At 61.8% G+C, this 21372-nt stretch carries 19 protein-coding genes and 1 tRNA gene; 7 read left to right on the forward strand and 13 right to left on the reverse strand.

Going from position 1 to position 21372, the window contains the following annotated elements; genetic code table 11:
- Positions 1-4: 4 nt before the first annotated feature.
- The gene (locus tag ACIOVD_RS05395) at positions 5-1615 is read left to right on the forward strand and encodes an arylsulfatase (protein ID WP_401126510.1); all 1611 of its coding nucleotides are present in this window, start codon (positions 5-7) and stop codon (positions 1613-1615) included.
- Positions 1616-1745: 130 nt separating this feature from the next.
- Here ACIOVD_RS05395 and ACIOVD_RS05400 read toward each other — a convergent pair whose 3' ends face one another.
- Positions 1746-2819, reverse strand: a complete 1074-nt coding sequence (locus tag ACIOVD_RS05400) for a fatty acid desaturase (protein WP_401126511.1) — start codon at positions 2817-2819, stop codon at positions 1746-1748.
- Positions 2820-2919: 100 nt separating this feature from the next.
- On the opposite strand from ACIOVD_RS05400, the gene ACIOVD_RS05405 reads away from it, so the two are divergent.
- Positions 2920-3924: an AraC family transcriptional regulator gene (locus ACIOVD_RS05405; protein ID WP_095170662.1), complete on the forward strand. Its 1005-nt coding sequence runs from the start codon at positions 2920-2922 to the stop codon at positions 3922-3924.
- Between the two features lie 6 nt (positions 3925-3930).
- Here the strand turns inward: ACIOVD_RS05405 and ACIOVD_RS05410 are convergent, their stop codons facing one another.
- Positions 3931-4296 (reverse strand): response regulator, encoded by a 366-nt coding sequence (locus ACIOVD_RS05410; RefSeq protein WP_159993098.1) that lies wholly within the window; start codon positions 4294-4296, stop codon positions 3931-3933.
- Positions 4297-4384: 88 nt separating this feature from the next.
- Entirely contained in the window at positions 4385-5071 is a 687-nt protein-coding gene (locus ACIOVD_RS05415; RefSeq protein ID WP_159993096.1) for a Crp/Fnr family transcriptional regulator, read from the reverse strand.
- An 85-nt stretch (positions 5072-5156) separates the two neighbouring features.
- Here ACIOVD_RS05415 and ACIOVD_RS05420 point away from each other — a divergent pair, with 85 nt between their 5' ends.
- A complete protein-coding gene (locus tag ACIOVD_RS05420) occupies positions 5157-5678 on the forward strand; it encodes a DUF962 domain-containing protein (RefSeq protein WP_401126514.1) in 522 nt (173 codons plus the stop codon).
- Positions 5679-5689: 11 nt separating this feature from the next.
- Here ACIOVD_RS05420 and ACIOVD_RS05425 read toward each other — a convergent pair whose 3' ends face one another.
- Positions 5690-7447 carry a hybrid sensor histidine kinase/response regulator gene (locus tag ACIOVD_RS05425; protein WP_095170705.1) on the reverse strand — a complete coding sequence of 586 codons (1758 nt, stop codon included), beginning with the start codon at positions 7445-7447 and terminating at the stop codon, positions 5690-5692.
- 30 nt (positions 7448-7477) lie between these two features.
- On the opposite strand from ACIOVD_RS05425, the gene ACIOVD_RS05430 reads away from it, so the two are divergent.
- Together ACIOVD_RS05430 and ACIOVD_RS05435 are read left to right on the forward strand one after the other, a co-directional pair.
- A complete protein-coding gene (locus ACIOVD_RS05430; RefSeq protein WP_095170669.1) occupies positions 7478-8134 on the forward strand; it encodes a response regulator transcription factor in 657 nt (218 codons plus the stop codon).
- A gap of 175 nt (positions 8135-8309) precedes the next feature.
- A complete protein-coding gene (locus ACIOVD_RS05435) occupies positions 8310-8930 on the forward strand; it encodes a LysE family translocator (RefSeq protein ID WP_401126516.1) in 621 nt (206 codons plus the stop codon).
- A 23-nt stretch (positions 8931-8953) separates the two neighbouring features.
- Here the strand turns inward: ACIOVD_RS05435 and ACIOVD_RS05440 are convergent, their stop codons facing one another.
- The 6 genes from ACIOVD_RS05440 to dibA all read right to left on the reverse strand — a co-directional run bounded on the left by ACIOVD_RS05440 (position 8954) and on the right by dibA (position 15155).
- Entirely contained in the window at positions 8954-9943 is a 990-nt protein-coding gene (locus tag ACIOVD_RS05440) for a sulfate/molybdate ABC transporter ATP-binding protein (RefSeq protein WP_095170673.1), read from the reverse strand.
- A 3-nt stretch (positions 9944-9946) separates the two neighbouring features.
- On the reverse strand, positions 9947-10819 hold the full coding sequence (gene cysW, locus ACIOVD_RS05445) for a sulfate ABC transporter permease subunit CysW (protein WP_401126518.1): 873 nt from the start codon (positions 10817-10819) through the stop codon (positions 9947-9949).
- 13 nt (positions 10820-10832) lie between these two features.
- Positions 10833-11651 (reverse strand): sulfate ABC transporter permease subunit CysT, encoded by an 819-nt coding sequence (gene cysT, locus ACIOVD_RS05450; protein WP_095170677.1) that lies wholly within the window; start codon positions 11649-11651, stop codon positions 10833-10835.
- A gap of 70 nt (positions 11652-11721) precedes the next feature.
- On the reverse strand, positions 11722-12735 hold the full coding sequence (locus tag ACIOVD_RS05455; protein ID WP_095170679.1) for a sulfate ABC transporter substrate-binding protein: 1014 nt from the start codon (positions 12733-12735) through the stop codon (positions 11722-11724).
- Positions 12736-12805: 70 nt separating this feature from the next.
- Entirely contained in the window at positions 12806-12988 is a 183-nt protein-coding gene (oscA, locus tag ACIOVD_RS05460) for a sulfur starvation response protein OscA (protein WP_095170681.1), read from the reverse strand.
- Positions 12989-13235: 247 nt separating this feature from the next.
- Complete coding sequence (gene dibA, locus ACIOVD_RS05465; RefSeq protein WP_401126521.1) at positions 13236-15155, reverse strand: phosphodiesterase DibA; 1920 nt, start codon at positions 15153-15155, stop codon at positions 13236-13238.
- A gap of 147 nt (positions 15156-15302) precedes the next feature.
- Between dibA and desA the strand changes: the two genes are divergently transcribed.
- The gene (gene desA / locus ACIOVD_RS05470; RefSeq protein ID WP_095170685.1) at positions 15303-16481 is read left to right on the forward strand and encodes a delta-9 fatty acid desaturase DesA; all 1179 of its coding nucleotides are present in this window, start codon (positions 15303-15305) and stop codon (positions 16479-16481) included.
- A 166-nt stretch (positions 16482-16647) separates the two neighbouring features.
- On the opposite strand, the gene ACIOVD_RS05475 is transcribed toward desA, so the two are convergent.
- From ACIOVD_RS05475 to gabD, 3 genes are all read right to left on the reverse strand, one after another.
- On the reverse strand, positions 16648-17862 hold the full coding sequence (locus ACIOVD_RS05475; RefSeq protein WP_095170687.1) for a response regulator: 1215 nt from the start codon (positions 17860-17862) through the stop codon (positions 16648-16650).
- A 136-nt stretch (positions 17863-17998) separates the two neighbouring features.
- Positions 17999-19276: a 4-aminobutyrate--2-oxoglutarate transaminase gene (gabT, locus tag ACIOVD_RS05480; RefSeq protein WP_159993082.1), complete on the reverse strand. Its 1278-nt coding sequence runs from the start codon at positions 19274-19276 to the stop codon at positions 17999-18001.
- Positions 19277-19472: 196 nt separating this feature from the next.
- On the reverse strand, positions 19473-20915 hold the full coding sequence (gene gabD / locus ACIOVD_RS05485; RefSeq protein WP_095170691.1) for an NADP-dependent succinate-semialdehyde dehydrogenase: 1443 nt from the start codon (positions 20913-20915) through the stop codon (positions 19473-19475).
- Between the two features lie 350 nt (positions 20916-21265).
- On the opposite strand from gabD, the gene ACIOVD_RS05490 reads away from it, so the two are divergent.
- Positions 21266-21342, forward strand: a tRNA-Arg gene (locus tag ACIOVD_RS05490).
- Positions 21343-21372 lie beyond the last annotated feature (30 nt).

The raw sequence follows: 21372 nt of genomic DNA on the forward strand, positions 1-21372 counted from the left end.
CCTGATGCCGCAACGTCCCAATTTCCTGGTAATCCTGGCCGACGACCTGGGGTTCTCCGACCTCGGCGCCTTCGGCGGTGAAATCGCCACGCCGAACCTCGACGCCCTGGCGAACAACGGCTTGCGCCTGACCGATTTTCATACCGCACCAACCTGCTCGCCGACCCGCTCGATGCTGCTCACCGGCACCGACCACCACATCGCCGGTATCGGCACCATGGCCGAAGCGCTGACGCCCGAGTTGATCGGCAAGCCGGGCTACGAAGGCTACCTCAACGACCGTGTGGTGGCCTTGCCCGAACTGCTGCGCGAGGCTGGCTACCAGACGCTGATGAGCGGCAAATGGCACCTGGGCCTGACCGCCGAACTGGCGCCCCATGCCCGTGGTTTCGAGCGTTCGTTCTCGTTGCTGCCAGGGGCGGCCAACCACTACGGTTTTGAACCGACCTACGATGAGCAGACCCCCGGCCTGTTGAAATCGACGCCAGCGCTGTACATCGAAGACGATCGATTCATCGACCAGTTGCCCAAGGATTTCTATTCTTCCGATGCCTTCGGCGACAAGTTGCTGCAGTACCTCAAGGAGCGTGACCAGAGCCGGCCGTTCTTCGCCTACCTGCCGTTTTCCGCGCCACACTGGCCGTTGCAGGCACCGGCCGAGGTGGTGGAGAAATACCGTGGCCGCTATGACGCCGGCCCCGAAGTGCTGCGCCAGGAACGCCTGGAAAAGCTCAAGGCCCTGGGCCTGATCGACGCCGATGTCGAACCGCATCCAGTGCTCGCGCTCAGCGCCCAATGGGAAGCCCTGAGCGACGAACAGCGGCAGGTATCCGCGCGGGCCATGGAGGTCTACGCGGCGATGGTCGAACGCATGGACTGGAACATCGGCCGGGTGGTCGACTACCTGCGCAACCAGGGCCAGCTGGACAACACCTTTATCCTGTTCATGTCCGACAACGGAGCCGAAGGCGCGTTGCTCGAAGCGTTTCCCAAGTTCGGCCCGGAGCTGCTGACCTACCTCAACCAGCATTACGACAACAGCCTGGACAACATTGGCCGCGCCAACTCCTACGTCTGGTATGGGCCGAACTGGGCGCAGACTGCCACCGCGCCATCACGCCTGTTCAAGGCCTTCACCACCGAAGGCGGGATCCGCGTGCCGGCGCTGGTGCACTACCCGGCGCTTGCGCTCAAGGGGCGGATCAGCCATGGATTTTCCACGGTGATGGATATCACCCCGACCATTCTCGACCTGGCCGGCGTACGCCATCCGGGTAAAGTCTGGCGCGGCAAGCAGGTGGCCGAGTTGCGCGGTAAATCGTGGCTGGGGTTCCTGTCTGGCGAGACCACCCAGGTCCACGACGAGCACACGGTGACTGGCTGGGAACTGTTCGGTCGGCGGGCGATTCGCCAGGGACAATGGAAGGCGGTGTACATCCCCGGGCCCGTCGGGCCGGCAACCTGGCAGCTGTATGACCTGGACAGCGACCCGGGGGAAATCCACGACCTGGCAGCGAGCCAGCCCGACAAGCTCAGCGCGCTGATCGGGCATTGGCAGAGGTATGTGGAGGAGACCGGGGTGATCCTCAGCGCTTCACCGTTCCAGCCGGACTGAAGTGGCCTGACACACCGCCATCGCGGGCGAGCCCGCTCCCACAATGGTTGTTGGGGCTAGCTTTTTTGCATACACCCCCTCCATTTGTGGGAGCGGGCTTGCCCGCGATGGAGCCATTACAGACAACCCATCAAGCCCGCACGGTACGCACTTCTTCCCCCGCCACCTGCTCCTTGCGGGTAAACCGGTTGGCGCGGCCGAAGGTCCCGAAATCATTGAACCGCACCCCCATCTCACGCATCACCTTATGTGCCACCGGCACAGTCATCTGGCGGATGTAGAACGGCTCCTTGACCACAAAATGGTGAATGCCGTGGCTGCTGCCGAAGTTGCAGCAGAACGCTTGCATCGGCCACATCCACCACGGGTTGAGCACCTGGGTCTGCTGGATCACGTTACCGGCCTCGATATCGCCGTAATAGTGCATGTTCGAACTGACGAAGTGCAGGCAGAAGGTGCGCAGCACGTTGGGACCAATGATCACCACCACGGCGATATCGATCACCTGCATCACCGCCAATGTGCTCGCTGACCACTCCACCGCAGTGCCCATCAGCCAGGCGATGCCGTTGATCCCGTGAAAGCCGAGGAACACGTACCAGGCGCCCCAATGCAGCAGTGCCAGCGGCGCATAGACCTTGAGGCTGCGCTGGACAATGCTCAGCTTGTGCGCCCAGGTCTTGGCTCGCAGCATGCGGATAAAGGCCGACATCAGGTTATCGCCGACCATCAGCAACCGAGCGATGCCCCATGGCTCACCGTTGGTGATGGCGCGCTCTTCCATGTCGCTCTCGGTGCCGGATACCTTGTGGTGATTGAGGTGCAGGTGACGGCGGATCCACGGGTTGATGGTGCTCGGGCGTGCCAGCCAGACCAGTCCCATCATCAGGTTGTGCGGCAGCCGCTGCTTGCGAAAGTACATGCTGTGGATCAGGTCGTGCTCCAGCTCATGGGTCAGCGAGGCAAAAAAAGCGTTGAGCAGCAGGCACACCCACCAGGCCATGTGCCCGCTGATGTACAGCGCCGCCGAACCGACCATCCCGGCCAGGGCAAAGGCCAGGATGCCGGCGCCAAGCGCATCCTGATGCAGCAGGAGCGGGTAGCGCTGGCGCAGCTCGACGCCCTTGGCGAGCACCACTTCACGAATATGCGCCGATCGTTGTTGTGCATTCAGGCGTTCGGGACTTGCAGAAGTACCGTGCATGCTTCCATCCTCTGGTTATTGATGTTCGCATCCTGCCCTGTGCGGTCGCGTTGGGCGCTAGCTGTGAACGCCAACCTGTTGACCGGAAGCGCCAATCATCATGATTGAACCCACCTCACTCGCCAGCTGGACCCGCGCCCTGCGCAAACAACTCGATGCCCTGGGCTTCGACAGCGATGTGCTGTGCCGGCAAGCCGGGCTCGACCCACAATTGATGGACGACCCCAACGCGCGGTATCCACTCTCGGCCACCACGCGCCTGTGGGAACTGGCCGTCCAGGCCAGTGGCGACCCGGCGATCGGCCTACGGGTCTCGCGGTTCGTCAGCCCGACCACTTTTCACGCACTGGGCTATGCGCTGGTGGCCAGTGGCAGCCTGCGCGAAGTGTTCGAGCGCATCGTGCGTTATCACCAGGTCGTCAGTGATGCCCTCGAACTGCACTTGAGCCGGGCTGAGGACCGCTACTGCTTCACCCTCAAAGTCCCCGCCGACAGCCCGGCGCCGGCTCCCGAAGCCCTCGATGCCTTCGCCGCGATCTATGTGCGCACCTGCCGCAACCGCCTGGGCCGCGAATACGCGCCACTGGCGGTGTACTTGCGGCGTGCGGAGCCGGCCGACCCCCATCCCTGGCACAAGGTATTCCGCGCACCGGTGTACTTCGCCGCCGAAGAGGATCGCCTGGAGTTTTCCCTGGAGGATTTCGACAGTCACCTGGACGACGCCAACCCGGAACTGGCCGAGCACAACGAGACCGTGCTCAAGCGCACCCTGGCGCAACTCAAGCCACTGACCTGGGAGCGCAAGGTTCGCGACGCCATCGAGGAGCAACTGCCCGAAGGCGAACCCAGCGCCGAACGCATCGCCCAGGCCCTGCACCTGAGCCTGCGCAGCCTGCAACGGCACCTGGCGGACGAGGGCTGTCGCTTCGACACCCTGCTCAACGAAAGCCGCGAGAACCTGGCCCTGCTGCACCTGCGCGACCCGCAGTGCTCGTTGAGCGAAATCAGTTATCTGTTGGGATTCGCCGACACCAGCAGCTTCAGCCGCGCATTCAAGCGCTGGACCGGGATGACACCGGGGCAGTTTCGCGATGGGTTGCGCTGAAGACTGTCAGCGCCCGCGATCGCGGCGCAACAACTTGCGTACCCGCGCCACCAACGCGCTGTGGGTGAACGGCTTGAGCAGGTAGTCATCTTCATGCAGTTCCAGGCCACGCAAACGGTCCTCGATCCCGTCCTTGGTGGTCAGGAACAGTATCGGTGTCGCACCGAGCTGGCGGATCTGTTGCAACAGTTGCCAGCCGTTCAGGCCCGGCAGCATCACGTCGAGAATGATCAGGTCATATTCAACGGTCTCGATGAAACGCCGACCGGCCATGCCGTTGTCGGCCACATCCACCGTGTAGCTGGCTTCGCTCAGGCCCTGGGCCAGCGCCTTGGCGATTTCCGGCTCGTCTTCCACTAACAGCAATCGCATGGCACACCTCGAATATTCGTCGCTACAGGCTAGGCGCCTTGGCGGCCAAAGCCCATCACTAACGCTTATTTCGGATCAACCGAGCACGTCACGGCTGCACCAGCGCGCGCAACCGCGGGGCATCGAGGATCTCGATTGCGCCGTAACCCAGGCTGAGAATGCCCTGGCTTTCCAGGTCCCGCAGGATCTGGTTGGTAGTCTGGCGCGACAGTGACAGTAGCAACGCCAGTTGCTCCTGAGGCAGTTGCAGGACTCGCCGCGCCGGCTCGATCTCGCCATAGCCATCGGCGATCATCAGCAGCCGGTGTGCCACCCGGGCAGGGGCCGCCAGCAGGGTCAATTGTTCAAGGTTGATGAAGGTCAGGCGCAGTTTGTGGCTCATCAGCAGCGCCAGTTGCCGCCAGTGCTGCGGTTGCTGATCGAGATAGGCCAGCAATGCGGCCTGTGGCAGCTGCAACAAGGTGCAGGGCCCCACCGCGTAGGCATCATGGGTGCGTGGCTGGCCGTCGAACAGGCAGATTTCACCGAACCAGTGCGGCGCTTCGATCAGGCTCAACAAGGCCTCCTTGCCCTGCTCGCTCACCGCCCCCACCCGCACCGCGCCCTCCAGTACGGCGTACAGGCCACAGGGTGCATCGCCGCGACCGAACAGGCGCTGCCCCGCGGACAAGTGCCGCACGCGCGCCAGGGACAGCAAGCTATCCTGAAGACAGGATGGCAGGTGGCTGAACCACTGCCCCTGCATCAGGCATGCACGCCAGGCCGGTATTTGCATGAAGACTCCACAGTGATTGTCGTCTGGCTGACAGAGCAACGACGGGCCTCAGGGCATGATCAACATCCCTACAGGAGGAATAACAATGAAAAGCCTGGTTGACCACCTCAGTCAATACGCCGCTTACCACCGTGACCCGCGCAATATCGCCAGCCACTTTATCGGGATTCCGTTGATTGTGGTGGCCGTCGCGGTGCTGCTGTCACGGCCGTCCTGGTCGGTGGCCGAGCTCTGGCTGTCGCCGGCAGTGCTCGTGGCCCTGGCCTCGGCGTGGTTCTACCTGCGCCTGGAAGTGCGCCTGGGCGTGCTCATGACGGTGCTGCTCGGCCTGTCCGTGTGGCTGGGCCAGGTCGTCGCGGCGCAAAGCACCGGGGTGTGGCTGGGCAGCGGCATCGGGCTGTTTGTGCTGGGTTGGGTGATCCAGTTTGTCGGGCATTACTACGAAGGACGCAAACCGGCGTTTGTCGATGATGTCAGCGGGTTGATCGTCGGGCCGCTGTTCGTGGTGGCCGAACTGGCATTCCTGCTGGGCCTGCGCCATGACCTCAAGGAGCAGATCGAGCAACGGGCAGGTCCGGTGCGCACCATGACCCACGGCCGCGCCTGAGGCGGCGTAGTTCAGCGGGCCATTCGAGCATCCAGGCAGGCCTTGAGGCTGTCACGCAAGACCGCCGCGTCGAGGGGTTTTTGCAAGACCCGGAAATTGCTCGCTGCGGTCTCTTGCTGGCACGCCTGTGAAGTGTCACCGGTAATGATGATCGCCGGCACGGCTTGATCGAGGTACTGCCGGGCGCGGCGGATCGCCTCCAGGCCGCTCATGCCGCTCAGGCGGTAGTCACTGAGGATCAGGTCCACCGTCGCCCGCCCCGTCTCGCTCGCTGCGCCATGCTGCTCACAGGCCTGCGCCACCGAGGCGCCCGCGTAGACCCTGTGACCCCAGACTTCCAGCAAATCGCGCAGGGCCTCCAGCACGCTGGGTTCATCGTCGATGATCAGAATGCCCAGGGCATTGTCCGAGCGTTGCAGCTGCGGCGCGATGGCTGGCCTGCTCGCCGGCGCCGCAAGCGGGACCCGAATCGAGAACATCGAACCACGCCCTGGCACCGAGACCAGGCGTGTTGCATGCCCCAGCAGGCGCGCGGTATGACGCACGATCGCCAGACCCAGGCCGAGCCCTTGGCTGCGGTCGCGCTCGGGGTTATGCAACTGGACGAACTCTTCGAAAATCTGCCCGCGATACTCCGCTGCAATGCCCGGCCCGGTATCGAAGACCTGGATCTCCAGCTGCCCGCCCCGCCGCCGACAGCCCAGCAGGACGCCGCCGCCATCGGTGTAGCGAAAAGCGTTGGACAGCAGGTTATCGAGGATGCGCTTGAGCAACACCGGGTCGGTGTCGACCCAATGGTGGTTGGGGTGGATTCGCCAGTGCAACTGGCGGGTGCGGGCAATGGCCTCGAATTCGTCGCCCAGGTCGATGAACAAGCGTTCCAGCGATACTGCTTCGCGCTTCACCACCACCACGCCAGCGTCCAGCCGCGAGATGTCCAGCAAGCCGTTGAGCAGGCTACCGAGATTACCGATCACCGCGCCCAGGCGAGCCGCTACCTCACGCGCCTTGTCGGCCCGCACAGCGCCGCGCTCAGCCAGCGCCGCCAGGCCCGCGACAAACAGGCCCAGGGCATGGATAGGTTGGCGCAAGTCATGACTGGCAGCCGCCAGGAAACGCGATTTGGCTTGATCGGCAGCCTGCGCGCGATCACGCTCCTGCTCCAGGCGGCCAACCAGTTCGACGTTTTCCAGGCGCAAGCGGATGGTCTCGCACAGCGTGCGGTAGGTGACCCGGCTGTAATACAGATTGACCCCGGCCAGGCAGGCGAGAAAGAACAGGTAGATGGTGTAGGTTTCCCCCGAATGCAGCAGGCACTGCAGGGTGACGGGCAGCAGCATGGCCACCAGCGAACCGGCGTAGGCCGGCGGGAATGCCGACAGTGAGGGCACCGCTCCACACACCAGGCCGGTCAGCACCACGCAGGTGAACGCCAGTAACTGTGGATCGCCGGCGGCAAAGCCGACCCAGCCGAGCACGCCCCAGAGCAGGCTCGACATCCACGACAGCGCCGATGCCCGCCAGGCCCACTGTTGCGCCTGGTGGTGGTCGATCCGCGGGGATTGGCTAAAGTAAGTTCGCGAGAGCAGCAGCCGGATAGCCGTCAGGCCGTACATCGCCAGGATCCAGCCAATGATCCAGCTCAAGGGCACGGCATGCCTGAACACATACGCCACCGGCAAGGGTATGACGAAGTTGGCAAACAGCACCGCGTAGGATTGTCGAAACAGCAGATCGACGAAATACTTGCGCTGGATAATCTCGGGCATGGCCAATCCCAATAAAAAGAGCGACTGAAAATGGAAGTGAAGCGCCTGAACGTCCTGATTGCCGATGACCATAGCATCGTGCGCGACGGCCTGAGATTTCTCCTGTCCACCCGCGATGATCTGCAGGTGGTCGGCGAGGCCGCCCACAGCGATGCGATCCTCAGCGTCCTGGCCCAACACCAGGTCGACCTGCTGCTCCTGGACCTGGGTATGCCGGGGGTCAACCGCCTGCAATTCATTCGCCAACTGCGCGCCGATTACCCACGGTTGAAAATCCTCGTGCTGACCGCCAACGTCGAGTTGAGCACCATTCGCGGCGTGCTCGAAGCGGGCGTGCAGGGCTACGTCACCAAGGCCGACGAAAGCCATGAGCTGTTCGACGCCATCGATGCCATTCGCCTGAACCAGCGCTACCTGGCCGTGGCCGTGCGCTTCGCGGTGGAGGGCCATGGCAGCAGCACCCCCGACGCCCACCTGATAACCAGTGGCGGTGGGCTGACCCGCCGCGAGCAGCAGATCCTCGGTCTGGTCGCTTCGGGGCAGTCCGCGCACGACATTGCCGACGCCCTGCACATCAGCCCGTTGACCGTGCGCAAACACCGGGAAAACCTGATGCGCAAACTCGACCTGCACAACACCGCCGAACTGGCGGTGTACGCCGTCCGCCTCGGGCTGGCTGTGGGCTGAAGCATGCTGCGTTGCCCCGCGGGATAAAATACGACAACTGCCGTATTTCACCGCCTTTCCCCCCGCCCTAACCTTGCGGCTCTGGTACTTCGCTGCTCGCACGACCTGCCCGGCCTTTCCCTCCAGCGTCTTCCAGAACCTGCCCGAAGGCATCACTCACTGGAAGAGCACCACCATGTCCCTGCATCTCTGGATTCCCTTCGCCACCGCCACCCTGGCCTTCGCCTGCATGCCAGGGCCGGCCATTCTGTACATGACCAGCCAGACCCTCGCCCACGGCCGGCGCGCCGGACTCAAGGCGGCGCTGGGTATTCACCTGGGTTGCTATGCGCACATTGCTGCGGCCACCTTTGGTTTGTCGGCGCTGCTGCATGCGGCGCCGATGGCATTCGACGTGATCCGCCTGGCGGGCGCCGGCTATCTGATCTGGCTGGGGGGATCGATGATCGTCAAGAGTCGACAGGCCGCCACGACCGACACCCCGAAAGAGCCCGGGGTGCTGCGAGACAGTGTGGTGGTGGAAGTGCTCAACCCGAAAACCGCGCTGTTTTTCCTGACCTTCCTGCCGCAATTTGTCGACGTCACTGCCTCGGCACCGGTCTGGCTGCAGTTCCTGCTGCTGGGCAGCTTCGTCAACCTGGTGTTTTCCCTCGCCGACGTGGGCGCGGTGCTGGGCGCATCGCTGTTGCTCGGCCCCTTGTCCACGGCCGGCTGCCAGCGATTCGTGCCGCGTTTCAGCGGCACGATCATGATCGGTCTGGGGTGTGTGCTGGTGCTGCAAAGCGGCTTGAAATGAACGTTGTGCAGCAGCTACAGGTGCTACAGGTTGGAGACTTTTTGCCAGACCTTGGGTTTGAAGAACAGGGTCTCGCCCTTGGCCAGGCCGGTCAGGCTGTCGTGGTCCTTGACCACTTCGGCCTCGATCAACTCACTCTGGCCTTCCACCTTCAAGGTCACCCGGGTGGTGGCGCCCAGGGGGCGAATGTCGCGGACTTCGGCGGCGTGATGGTCTTCCAGTTCATGGCGCGACAGCGACACTTCGTGGGGACGGAACAGCACGTGGTTGTCTTCGCCCAGGTGCAGGCGGTTCGAGTCGCCGAGGAAGTGATAGACAAAATCGCTGGCCGGATTCTCATAGACCTCACCCGGTGAGCCGATCTGCTCGATCACGCCCTTGTTCATCACCACGATTCGATCGGCGACTTCCATCGCCTCTTCCTGGTCGTGGGTAACGAATACCGAGGTCAGGTTGATGTCTTCGTGCAAGCGGGCCAGCCAGCGTCGCAGCTCCTTGCGGACCTTGGCATCCAGGGCCCCGAACGGCTCGTCGAGCAACAGCACCTTGGGTTCCACCGCCAAAGCGCGAGCCAGGGCGATCCGTTGGCGTTGACCACCGGACAACTGCTCCGGATAGCGATCCGACAGCCAATCCAGTTGCACCATGTTCAACAGTTCATGGACCTTGGCGGCGATCTGGCTTTCGCTCGGGCGCTGGTTCTTCGGTTTCATCCGCAGGCCGAACGCGACGTTGTCGAACACCGTCATGTGGCGAAACAGCGCGTAGTGCTGGAACACAAAACCGACGTTGCGATCGCGCACATCATGGCCGGAGACGTCTTCGCCGTGGAACACGATGTTGCCCTGGTCCGGGGTTTCCAGCCCGGCGATGATCCGCAGCAGGGTGGTCTTGCCACAGCCGGACGGGCCGAGCAAAGCCACCAGCTCGCCGCTCTGAATGTCCAGGCTGATGTTGTCCAGCGCCTTGAACGCGTTGAAATTCTTGCTGACGTTACGCACTTCGATCGACATGAATTATTCCTCCGCGGCGCTGGCGCGCAGGCGGTTAATACGGTTTTCGCTCCACTGCTTGAGCAGCAGGATGAAGAGCGCCAGGATCAGCAACAGGCTCGCAACGGCAAACGCGGCGACGTGGTTGTACTCGTTGTAGAGGATCTCGACGTGCAACGGCAAGGTGTTGGTCACCCCGCGAATGTGCCCGGAAACCACCGACACCGCACCGAACTCGCCCATCGCCCGCGCGGTACACAGCACCACGCCGTAGATCAGGCCCCACTTGATGTTCGGCACGGTGACATGCCAGAACATCTGCCAGCCGTTGGCGCCCAGCAAGCGCGCGGCTTCCTCTTCCTGCGTGCCCTGCTCCTGCATCAGCGGGATCAGCTCACGCGCGACAAAGGGCACGGTGACGAAGATTGTCGCCAGCACGATGCCCGGCAAGGCAAAGACAATCTGGATGTCATGGTCCTGCAGCCACGGCCCGAACAGGCCCTGGGCGCCAAACATCAGCACATAGACCAGGCCGGCGATCACTGGCGACACCGAGAACGGCAAGTCGATCAGGGTCACCAGCATGCTCTTGCCACGGAACGAATACTTGCTCACGCACCAGGCGGCACTGACGCCGAACACCAGGTTCAACGGCACCGAGATCAGTACTGCGATCACCGTGAGTTTCAGGGCGGACAAGGCGTCGGGCTCGAAGATCGCAGCGAAGAACGCGCCCAGGCCAAGTTTCAGGCCCTGGGACACCACGATGAACAGGGGCAGCAACAGGAACAGGGCGAAGATCAGCCAGCCGAGGACGATCAGGACCCGTCGCGAGCTGGCACTGCCACGACGGGCAGCGTTGGCCGAGGAAGCGGCGCTAATAGACGATTGGGACATGGTTCGCGCCTCCTTATGGGGTTTCGATGCGCCGCTGCAACAGGTTGATCAGCAGCAACAGGACAAAGGAAACCACCAGCATCAACACGCCAATGGAGGTGGCGCCGGTGTAATCGTACTGGTCGAGCTTGACCATGATCAGCAGCGGCAGGATTTCGGTTTTCATCGGCATGTTACCGGCAATGAAAATCACCGAGCCGTATTCCCCGACACCCCGGGCAAATGCCAGGGCGAAACCGGTCAACCAGGCGGGCAACAAGGCCGGCAGCAGGATGTAGCGGAACACTTGCAAGGGCTTGGCCCCCAGGCATGCCGCCGCTTCTTCGATCTCACGCGGGATATCGGCCAATACCGGCTGTACTGTACGTACCACGAATGGAAGGGTCACGAACGTCAGGGCAAGGGTGATGCCCAGGGGGGTATAGGCAATCTTGAATCCCATGTCCGCTGCAAACTGACCCACCAAGCCATTGGGTGCGTACAGCGCCGTGAGCGCGATACCGGCCACCGCAGTGGGCAAGGCGAAGGGCAGGTCGATCATCGCATCGATGATTTTGCGTCCCGGGAAGGTGTAACGCACCAGCACCCAGGCCAGCAGCGTGCCGATGATGCCGTTGATGATCGCGGCACACAGCGCCGTGCCAAAGCTCAGCTGCAACGCCGCCAGCACCCGTGGTGCGGTGATGATGGTCCAGAACTGCTCCCAGGTAAGTTGAGCGGCGTGGACGAACATCGCCGCCAGGGGAATGAGCACAATCAGGCTGAGGTACACCAAGGTGTAGCCCAGCGTCAGCCCGAAGCCGGGTATGACGGGGGAGATACGACGCGACATAAAAGTCCTTGGTCAAGAACACAACAAAGCCCCGAAGGTAAATCCGGGGCTCGTTGATAGCAATTTAAGATTACTGTGCCTGGTAAATCTGGTCGAACACACCGCCATCATTGAAGAACTTCGGCTGGGCGGTTTTCCAGCCACCGAAGTCCTTGTCGATGGTTACCAGCTCCAGGGTCGGGAACTGCTTGGCGTACTTGGCAGACACGTCCTTGTCACGTGGACGATAGAAGTTCTTCGCCGCTATTTCCTGGCCTGCCGGGCTGTACAGGTGCTTGAGGTAGGCTTCGGCGATCTGCTCGTTGCCTTTTTTCTCGGCGTTCTTGTCGACCACCGCGACCGGCGGTTCGGCGAGGATCGACAGCGAAGGCACGACGATTTCGAACTTGTCTGCGCCGCCATCTTCCTTGAGCGCCAGGAAGGCTTCGTTTTCCCAGGCCAGCAACACGTCACCCTGACCGTTGTTGACGAAGGTGATGGTCGAGCCGCGAGCACCGGTATCGAGCACTGGCACGTGCTTGAACAGGGTCTGTACGTATTCCTTGGCCTTGGCTTCGTCGCCACCATTGGCCTTGAGACCGTAGGCCCAGGCTGCCAGGAAGTTCCAGCGGGCGCCGCCAGAGGTTTTGGGATTCGGGGTGATGACTTCAACACCGTTCTTGGTCAGGTCGCCCCAGTCCTTGATGCCTTTGGGGTTGCCCTTGCGCACCAGGAACACGATGGTCGAGGTGTAGGGAGTGCTGGCCTCGGGTAGACGCTTCTGCCAGTCAACAGGCAGGGTCTTGCCCAACTTGGCGATTTCGTCGATGTCACCGGCCAGCGCCAGGGTCACCACGTCGGCCCGCAGACCATCGATCACCGCCCGCCCCTGCTTGCCGGAGCCACCATGGGACTGCTGGATCTTGACGTTGTCGCCGGCATGCTCCTTCTTCCAGAAGTTGATGAACTCTGCGTTGTAGTCCTGATACAGCTCACGCGTCGGGTCGTACGAAACGTTCAGCAACTCGTAATCCTTGGCAACCGCGGAACCGGCAAAAATGGCACTGGCCAGAGCGGCCAAAGCGTAACGGCGAATCGACGACATGGTGGAGCTCCTGAAATTTTTGGTGTTGGCTGTTCTTATGGATTTCTGGAAACGGGTTGCCAGCGACGCCTCAGCTCGGCTTGTTGCTCGGGTTCTGCAGGCGGAATTTTTCCTTGCGCTCGATCTGAACCACTTGGGCGTTGTGCACGGTGATCTCTACCGCACCAAAGCGCAGATCGCGCAGGGCGCTCTGGATCTCGCGCAAGATGGTGGCTTCGTCATGGCCGTCAACGCTACGTAGGGATGCGCTCATGGTGCTGCTCCTGAAATGAGAAGTGCCTCGCAGTGGCGGCACTGCTTGTGGCGTGAGAGCAATAGTAGATAGCCGTGGATATTCTTAAAAATACTATTTAAGAATGTTTATATAACTGAAAAGTATTTTTCGCCCAGACAAGGGCTTGCATGGACTTCACGGTTTTGCCTGCCGTGATTTGGGCAGAGGGTGCAGATACTTGATCACGCTGGGCTGCAGCGCAGCCCTTGGATGAAGCACCACCGCCTTAGCGGATCAGTGGTGCCCGCGCCCAATCCAGTTCATCTGCCGGCATGGGTCGCCCATACCAGTAACCCTGGCCCAGGTCACAGCCGTGATCGAGTAAAAACGCCGCCTGTTCGACGTGCTCGATGCCTTCGGCGTGCACCTGCATGCCCATGCTTTGCGCCAGGGCGATGATCACCCGCACGATAGCGGCATCGTCATCATCCCAGGGTAGTCCGGCGACAAAACCCTGGTCGATCTTGAGCTTCTGCACCGGCAGGCGCTTGAGCCGCAACAGCGACGAATAGCCGGTCCCGAAGTCGTCGATGGCCAGGCGCACCCCCAACTCGCGTAGCCGGTGCATCTGCTCCAGGGCCACTTCCGGGTCGCCCATCACCGCGCTTTCCGTCACTTCCAGCTCCAGGCAGGCCGGATCCAACCCGGTGTCATGCAGCACCTGGGCGACGCGCTGATACAGCTCGCGTCGGGCGAACAGGCGGCTCGACACGTTCACCGCAATGAATGACAACGCCACGCCAGCTTGCTGCCACGCGCACATCTGCTGACACGCCTGACGCATCACCCAGGCGTCGATGTCCGCGATCAGCCCGGTGCGCTCGGCAATCGGGATGAACTCGCTCGGCGGCACCAGGCCACGCTGCGGGTGCTGCCAGCGCACCAGTGCCTCGACGCCGATCAAGCGGCTGCACTGCAGGTCGTGCACGGGCTGGTAGTAGACCCGCAGCTCCTGCTGCTCCAGCGCCCGGCGCAGCTCGAAGGCGGTCTCGACCCGATGCTGGGCATGGGCCGTCAATTCCTCGGTGTACAAGGCATAGTCGTTACGCCCGGCGCTCTTGGCCTTGAACAATGCCGAATCGGCATTGCGCAGCAACTGCTCGGCGCTCTGCGCGTCGCTGGGGAACAGGCTGATGCCGACACTGGCATTGATGAACAACTGATCGGCGTCGATCACGAAGGGTTCTTTCAGACCGTCGATGATCCGTTGCGCCAGCGCCGCGGCCTGGACCAGTTGCCCACAGCTCTCCACCAGCACGGCAAACTCGTCACCCCCCAGGCGCGCCAGGGTCACGCCGGGGCCGAACATCTCGCGCAAGCGCGAAGCCACCGCCTTGAGCAGGCGATCGCCGACGTTGTGCCCCAGGCTGTCGTTGATCATCTTGAAATGATCGAGGTCGATCATCAGCAAGGCACAGCCGCGCTTGTGGATTTGCGCCGACGCCAGCGCCTGCTCGACACGATCGCCGAACAGCAGGCGATTGGGCAGGTCGGTCAGCGGGTCGTGATGCGCCAGGTGCTTGAGCTCGTGCTCGGAATCCTTGATCGCGCTGATATCGGAAAACACCGCCACGTAGTGGCTGAGCTGACCGCAGTCGTCACGGATCACCCGGATGGTTTGCCACTGGGGGAAAATCTCGCCGCTTTTGCGCCGGTTCCAGATCTCACCACTCCACTGACCACCACGCCCGAGATCCTGAAACATCTTCTTATAAAAATCCGGCGGGTGATGACCGGACTTGAACAGGCTGGGCGTACGCCCCAGCACCTCGCCGGGCTGGTAACCGGTGATTTCCATGAAGGCGCGATTGACGTGGACAATCTTGCGCTGGCGATCGGTCACCAACACGCCTTCATGGGTGCAATCGAACACCGCCTGCGCCTGGCGCAATTGCGCGCGGTCCTCAGTGCCCCGGCCCAACGCGGCTCCCCGACCGAGAAAACCCGGCCAGCGCCCACGCACCAGGACAATCAAGCCGGCACTGAGCAGCACCCAGACGTAACCGTTGATCAGTTGCCAGCGGGCTAGATGAGCGGAATCATCGAACAAATTGTTCAATAAACAACCAGTAATCCCCAACCACACGCAGGAAATCACCAGGTAAAGCAGCGCTGCACGCAATGCATCGCGATAAAAGGCAGGCATCCGGCCGTCCATGTCCCTACAAAAAGTTCGGAATTATAGAATAAAGAAACATCCCGCCACTCTTATCTGAAAGGGTGACTGGTTTTATCTGTGTCCTGAGTGATAATGCGCGGGCTATTTTTTTCTTTATCGAGGGCCATATAGCCTATGTGGTACGAAGGTTTACTCGGCTTGTCGGCCTGGCAACTGGTGGCAGTCACCCTGTTAATGACCCACATCACCATCGTGGGTGTCACGGTTTACCTGCACCGTTACTCGGCCCATCGCTCTCTTGAGCTGAATGCCGGCCTGAAACACTTCTTCCGCTTCTGGCTGTGGCTGACCACGGCGCAGAACACCCGCGAGTGGACCGCTATCCACCGCAAGCACCACGCCAAGTGCGAAACCGTCGATGATCCCCACAGTCCGGTCATCAAGGGCCTGTCCACGGTCCTGCGCAAAGGTGCCGAGCTGTACCGCGCCGAAGCCGAGAACCCCGAGACCCTGCGCATCTACGGCAAGAACTGCCCCGAAGACTGGATCGAACGCAACCTGTACAGCCGCTACCCGTTGCTGGGCGTGGCACTCATGGGAGTGATCGACCTGCTGCTGTTCGGCACCATCGGCATCACCATCTGGGCGATCCAGATGATGTGGATCCCGTTCTGGGCCGCCGGCGTGATCAACGGCCTGGGCCATGCGATCGGCTACCGCAACTTCGAATGTCGCGACGCGGCGACCAACCTGGTGCCATGGGGCATCCTGGTGGGCGGCGAAGAGCTGCACAACAACCACCACACCTACCCCAACTCGGCCAAGTTGTCGGTGAAAAAGTGGGAGTTCGACCTCGGCTGGGCCTGGATCCAGCTGTTCAGCTTCCTGCGCCTGGCCAAGGTGCAGCGCGTTGCGCCCATTGCCCACCGCGTCGAAGGCAAGGGCAACCTGGACATGGACACCGCCATGGCGATTCTCAACAATCGTTTCCAGATCATGGCCCAGTACCGCAAGCTGGTGATCGGCCCGCTGGTCAAGCAAGAGCTGGAAAAGGTCGACCATTCGGTACGCCACCAATTCCATCGCGCCAAGCGCCTGCTCTCGCGGGAAACCAGCCTGCTGGATGAAAAGCATCACCTGCGCATCCAGACCATGCTCGAGCACAGCCAGGCACTGAAGGTCATCTACGAAAAACGCCTGGCCCTACAGCAGATCTGGGTCAAGACCAGCTCCAACGGCCACGACATGCTGGCGGCCATCAAGGACTGGATCCACGAAGCCGAGGCCAGCGGGATTCAATCCCTGCGCGACTTCGCCCACCAGCTCAAGACCTACTCCCTGCGTCCGGCGTAAAGCCAGGTCAATAACCCTCCTCAAGCACCAATTCGCTCAAGGCCTCCATGGTGCTGAGGATCTGTGGGAGCGAGCCTGCTCGCGATGAGGCCGGTACAGTCGACACATTTGTAGCGCCACCGCTGCCTTCGCGAGCAAGCTCGCTCCCACAAGGGGCTGCGTCAGATCAGGTCTTGCGCAGGCGCATCAGTTCCGGCAAACCGATCTTGAGCAAGCGTGCCGTTCGGCTTTTCGCCAGCTCCTCGACGCCCTCATGCTCCGTCAGGCGGGCCAACTGGGCGGCCATGTTCATCACCAGGGCTTCCCTGGAGTAAACCCCACCACCAAGCCGATAGACCGCGGCAATCAGCTCTCGCAGCTCCAGCGGCAGCCGCCAGCGGGTGCGCAGCGCCGAACCGTAGGCTGCTGCAAACGTCACCAGCGCCTCACCCACCTCCTGCTCGTCATCCAACTCGCCACCGGCCTGCTTCCACTCCTGCAGGCAGCGCAACAACGCCAGGTCGCCCAGGCAATGGAGCATGCCGGCGCAATAGCAGCGTTCCTGATCCAGATCGAGCAACCGCGCGAGCGTGCGGCCGTACTCAGCAGTGTGCAGCGACAGCTCCCAGTAGCGCTCGGCGTAGTCGGCCAGGCACGGGTCGCTCAACTTCGCACTGCGCTTGAGAGCAAGGCCCAGCACCAGGTTCATGCTTTGCCCGGTGCCAAGACGATGCAGGGCCTGGGACAGGGTCTGCACTCCCTCGCCCAGGTGCTGTGCAGCGCTGTTGGCCGCGGCGATCAGTACGGCGGTGATCTGCGGGTCCGTGCGCACCTCTTCTTCCAGCAACCTCAAGTCGAGGCCATTGGGATTCAGGCTGCGCTTGACCGCCAGTTGCACATCGGTCAGCAAGGGCGCGCCGTCTGCCAACTCGCGCCGACGCTCCAGGAAGGTCGCCAGGGTCATACCTGGGGCCAGCGCCGGCACATCGCAGGAGACCGTCTGCCCGGCGCTCAGCAACAGGCCCTGCAGGCGAAGCGTCAGGCCCTGCATGTTCAGCGGCTTGGTCAGGTACGCCGTGGGCGCCAGCGGGATCGCCTCGCGCACGCTGGCACTGTCGTTGCGGTGACTCATCAGAATAAACGGCAACGGCGGATGACGGCGGCGCTGGCGCACACTGCGCAACAAACCCAGGCCATCGACTCCCGGCAGCTCGCCATCGGCAATTACCAGGTCGTAGGGTTGCTCGGCCAGCAGTTGCAGGGCCTGCTGGCCGTCGGCACACAGGTCCAGCCGTGCGTCGCAGCGCACGTTCAACAACACCTGTTTGAGCAGGTCCCGCGACCAGGGATCGGCTTCGGCAATCAGCACGCGCGGCACGGCAGGTAAATCAACAGCGCTCATCAGGACACTCCGGGGCAATCCTTGCACCTTAGACAATGCTGCTGATTCGATACAGGCCAAAAGCCAGCGATGTGTAGGCAAAGATAAAAAAAACCCGCCGAGGCGGGTTTTTTGTGGACCAGGTCACACTCGGTGATCAGAGCTCGGAGAAGCACTCTTCGATGATCGCCAGGCCTTTGTCCAGTTGCTCGTCCGGCGAAGTCAGCGGTACCAGCACGCGCAGTACGTTGCCGTAGGTGCCGCAGGACAGCAGGATCAGGCCCTTGTCGCGCGCCTTGGCCACGACCGCAGCAACGGCAGCGGCGTTAGGTTTGTGGGTGTCGCCGTCGTCGAACAGCTCGACCGCGATCATCGCGCCCAGGGCACGCACTTCACCGATCACCGGGTACTTGGCCTGGATGGCCTTGAGGCCAGTCACCAGACGCTCGCCGACTGCCTTGCAGCGGTCCAGCAGGTGCTCTTCTTCGAACACTTCCATCACGGCCAGGGCCGCGGCGCAAGCGATCGGGCTACCGGCGTAGGTGCCGCCCAGGCCGCCTGGCGCGATGGCATCCATGTATTCAGCCTTGCCGCACACACCGGCCAGCGGGAAGCCGCCAGCAATGGATTTGGCGAAGGTGGTCAGGTCGGCAGCAACGCCCATCTGTTCCATGGCGAAGAAGGTGCCGGTACGGCCAGCGCCGGTTTGCACTTCATCAGCGATCAGCAGGATGCCGTGCTTGTCGCACAGCTCGCGCAGACGAGCCATGAATGCTTTCGGCGCGACGTAGAAACCGCCTTCGCCCTGCACTGGCTCGATGATGATGGCAGCGATGTCACGCGGCTCGGCATCGTTCTTGAAGATGCGTTCGATGCTGGCGATCGAGTCGTCGATGCTCACACCGTGCAGTTCGTTCGGGTACAGGGCGCGGAACACGCCGCCTGGCATCAGGCCCATGCCGGCCGAGTAAGGCACGACCTTACCGGTCAGGCCCAGGGTCATCATGGTGCGGCCGTGGTACGCGCCGGTGAAGGCGATCACGCCAGCACGGCCGGTGGCGGCACGGGCGATTTTCACGGCGTTTTCCACCGCTTCGGAACCGGTGGTGACCAGCAGGGTTTTCTTGGCGAAATCGCCTGGAACCTTGGCGTTCACTTTTTCGCACACTTCAACGTACGGTTCGTAGGCCAGTACCTGGAAGCAGGTGTGAGTCAGTTTGTTCAGTTGCTCGGTCACTGCCGCGATGATTTTCGGGTGTACGTGACCGGTGTTCAGCACGGCGATACCGCCGGCGAAGTCGATGAACTCGCGACCTTCAACGTCGGTCACGGTAGCGTTCTTCGCGGACTCGGCGAAGATCGGGTGAATCTGGCCAACGCCGCGTGGTACAGCGGATTCGCGGCGTTTCATCAAAGAAGCGTTGGTCTTGCTCATAGTGTCCTCATTCACCGCTCATCGGGCGGCGTGGTTCAAGGAAAATGCGGCGGGGAGGCAACTGGGCAGCATGCGATGATCGACTGCCGCAGCTTTCCCGGCCACAGAGAAAATTGCGTGTGTTGCACGCAAAGGGACAGCGCTCTCGTGCCCTTTGCGTTTCAAGCAATGCCTTGCCGGGCTTAGCTCTTGGAGCTTAGATGCCCAGGCAGAGGTATTTGATTTCCAGGTAGTCTTCGATGCCGTACTTGGAGCCTTCACGGCCCAGGCCCGAGGCCTTGATGCCGCCAAATGGCGCGACTTCGTTGGAGATCAGCCCGGTGTTGACGCCGACCATACCGTATTCCAGAGCTTCAGCCACACGGAACACACGACCCAGGTCGCGAGCATAGAAGTACGAGGCCAGGCCGAACTCGGTGTCGTTGGACATCGCGATCACTTCGGCTTCGTCTTTGAAGCGGAACAGCGGCGCCAATGGACCGAAGGTTTCTTCCTTGGCCACAGCAGCGTTCTTCGGCACGTTGGTCAGGATGGTCGGCTCGAAGAAGTTGCCTTCCATGACCTTGCCACCGGCCAGGACTGTGGCGCCTTTGGCGATCGCGTCAGCGATGTGCTCCTGGACCTTGGCCACGGCCTTGCCATCGATCAGCGGACCCGTGGTGGTGCCTTCTTCCAGACCGTTGCCGATCTTGAGCTTGGCCACGGCCACTTTCAGCTTCTCGGCGAACGCGTCGTAGACCGAATCCTGAATGTACAGGCGGTTGGCGCAGACGCAGGTCTGGCCATTGTTGCGGTACTTGGAAATGATCGCGCCTTCGACGGCCTTATCCAGGTCCGCGTCGTCGAACACGATGAACGGTGCGTTGCCGCCCAACTCCAGGGACACTTTCTTGATGTCCTTGGCGCACTCAGCCATCAACTGGCGACCGATTTCGGTCGAGCCGGTGAAGGACAGTTTGCGCACGATCGGGTTGCTGGTCAGTTCGCTGCCGATGTCGCCGGCGCTGCCGGAAACCACGCTGAACACACCGGCAGGAATGCCGGCACGCTGGGCCAGTTCGGCCAGGGCGAATGCCGAGAAAGGCGTTTGCGAAGCTGGCTTGAGCACCATGGTGCAACCAGCGGCCAGTGCCGGGCCAGCTTTGCGGGTGATCATCGCGGCCGGGAAGTTCCACGGGGTAATGGCAGCGGTCACGCCGATTGGCTGCTTGATCACGATCAAGCGCTTGTCTGGCTGGTGGCCTGGAATCACGTCACCGTAGATGCGCTTGGCTTCTTCGGCGAACCATTCGATGAAAGAGGCGGCGTAGACGATTTCGCCCTTGGCTTCGGCCAATGGCTTGCCCTGCTCGAGGGTCATCAGGCGAGCCAGGTCGTCCTGGTTTTCGATAATCAGTTCAAACCAGCGACGCAGCTTGTTCGCGCGGTCCTTGGCGGTCAGTGCACGCCAGGCCGGCAGCGCTTTGTCTGCAGCTTCAATCGCACGACGAGTTTCGGCCGCGCCCATTTTCGGCACGGTGCCCAGAATTTCGCCCGTTGCCGGGTTGTTGACGTTGATCGTCTGACCATTGTCCGCATCAACCCAAGCGCCATCAATGAAGGCTTGCTGGCGGAACAACAGGGTGTCTTTAAGCTGCATGTCGGCTTTCCTTAACAGCACCGCGCGCGCGCGGAGCGAATTATGATTGTAGAAAGGCGCCTTGAGGGCTGCCGTCAGGGAAATCATTCACCGGGCTGAAGCACATAAATAACGCACTGATTGAAACTCGTGCGGTTCAGCACCCAGACAAGAGCGTTTGAAATCTCAAACGAATCCTAGGATCAAAGGGGGTAAAGGACAATAGGTTGTTCGAAAAAAAGAACGAAAAGCCCGTTTAACCCAAGGTTTTCTGATCAACGTCGCGAACACCCTCTTAACCGGCAGAAAACATCAGGCTATTCAGCAGCATGGACGCACGCTGTGCTTATGAGTATTATGGCGCCCGCATTGCACCAGTAGCTCAGCTGGATAGAGTACTGCCCTCCGAAGGCAGGGGTCGTGGGTTCGAATCCCGCCTGGTGCACCATATAAAACGAAAGGCCCGGGTGAAAACCCG

The sequence above is a fragment of the Pseudomonas sp. NPDC087626 genome, assembly GCF_044743405.1.
Lineage (GTDB): Bacteria > Pseudomonadota > Gammaproteobacteria > Pseudomonadales > Pseudomonadaceae > Aquipseudomonas.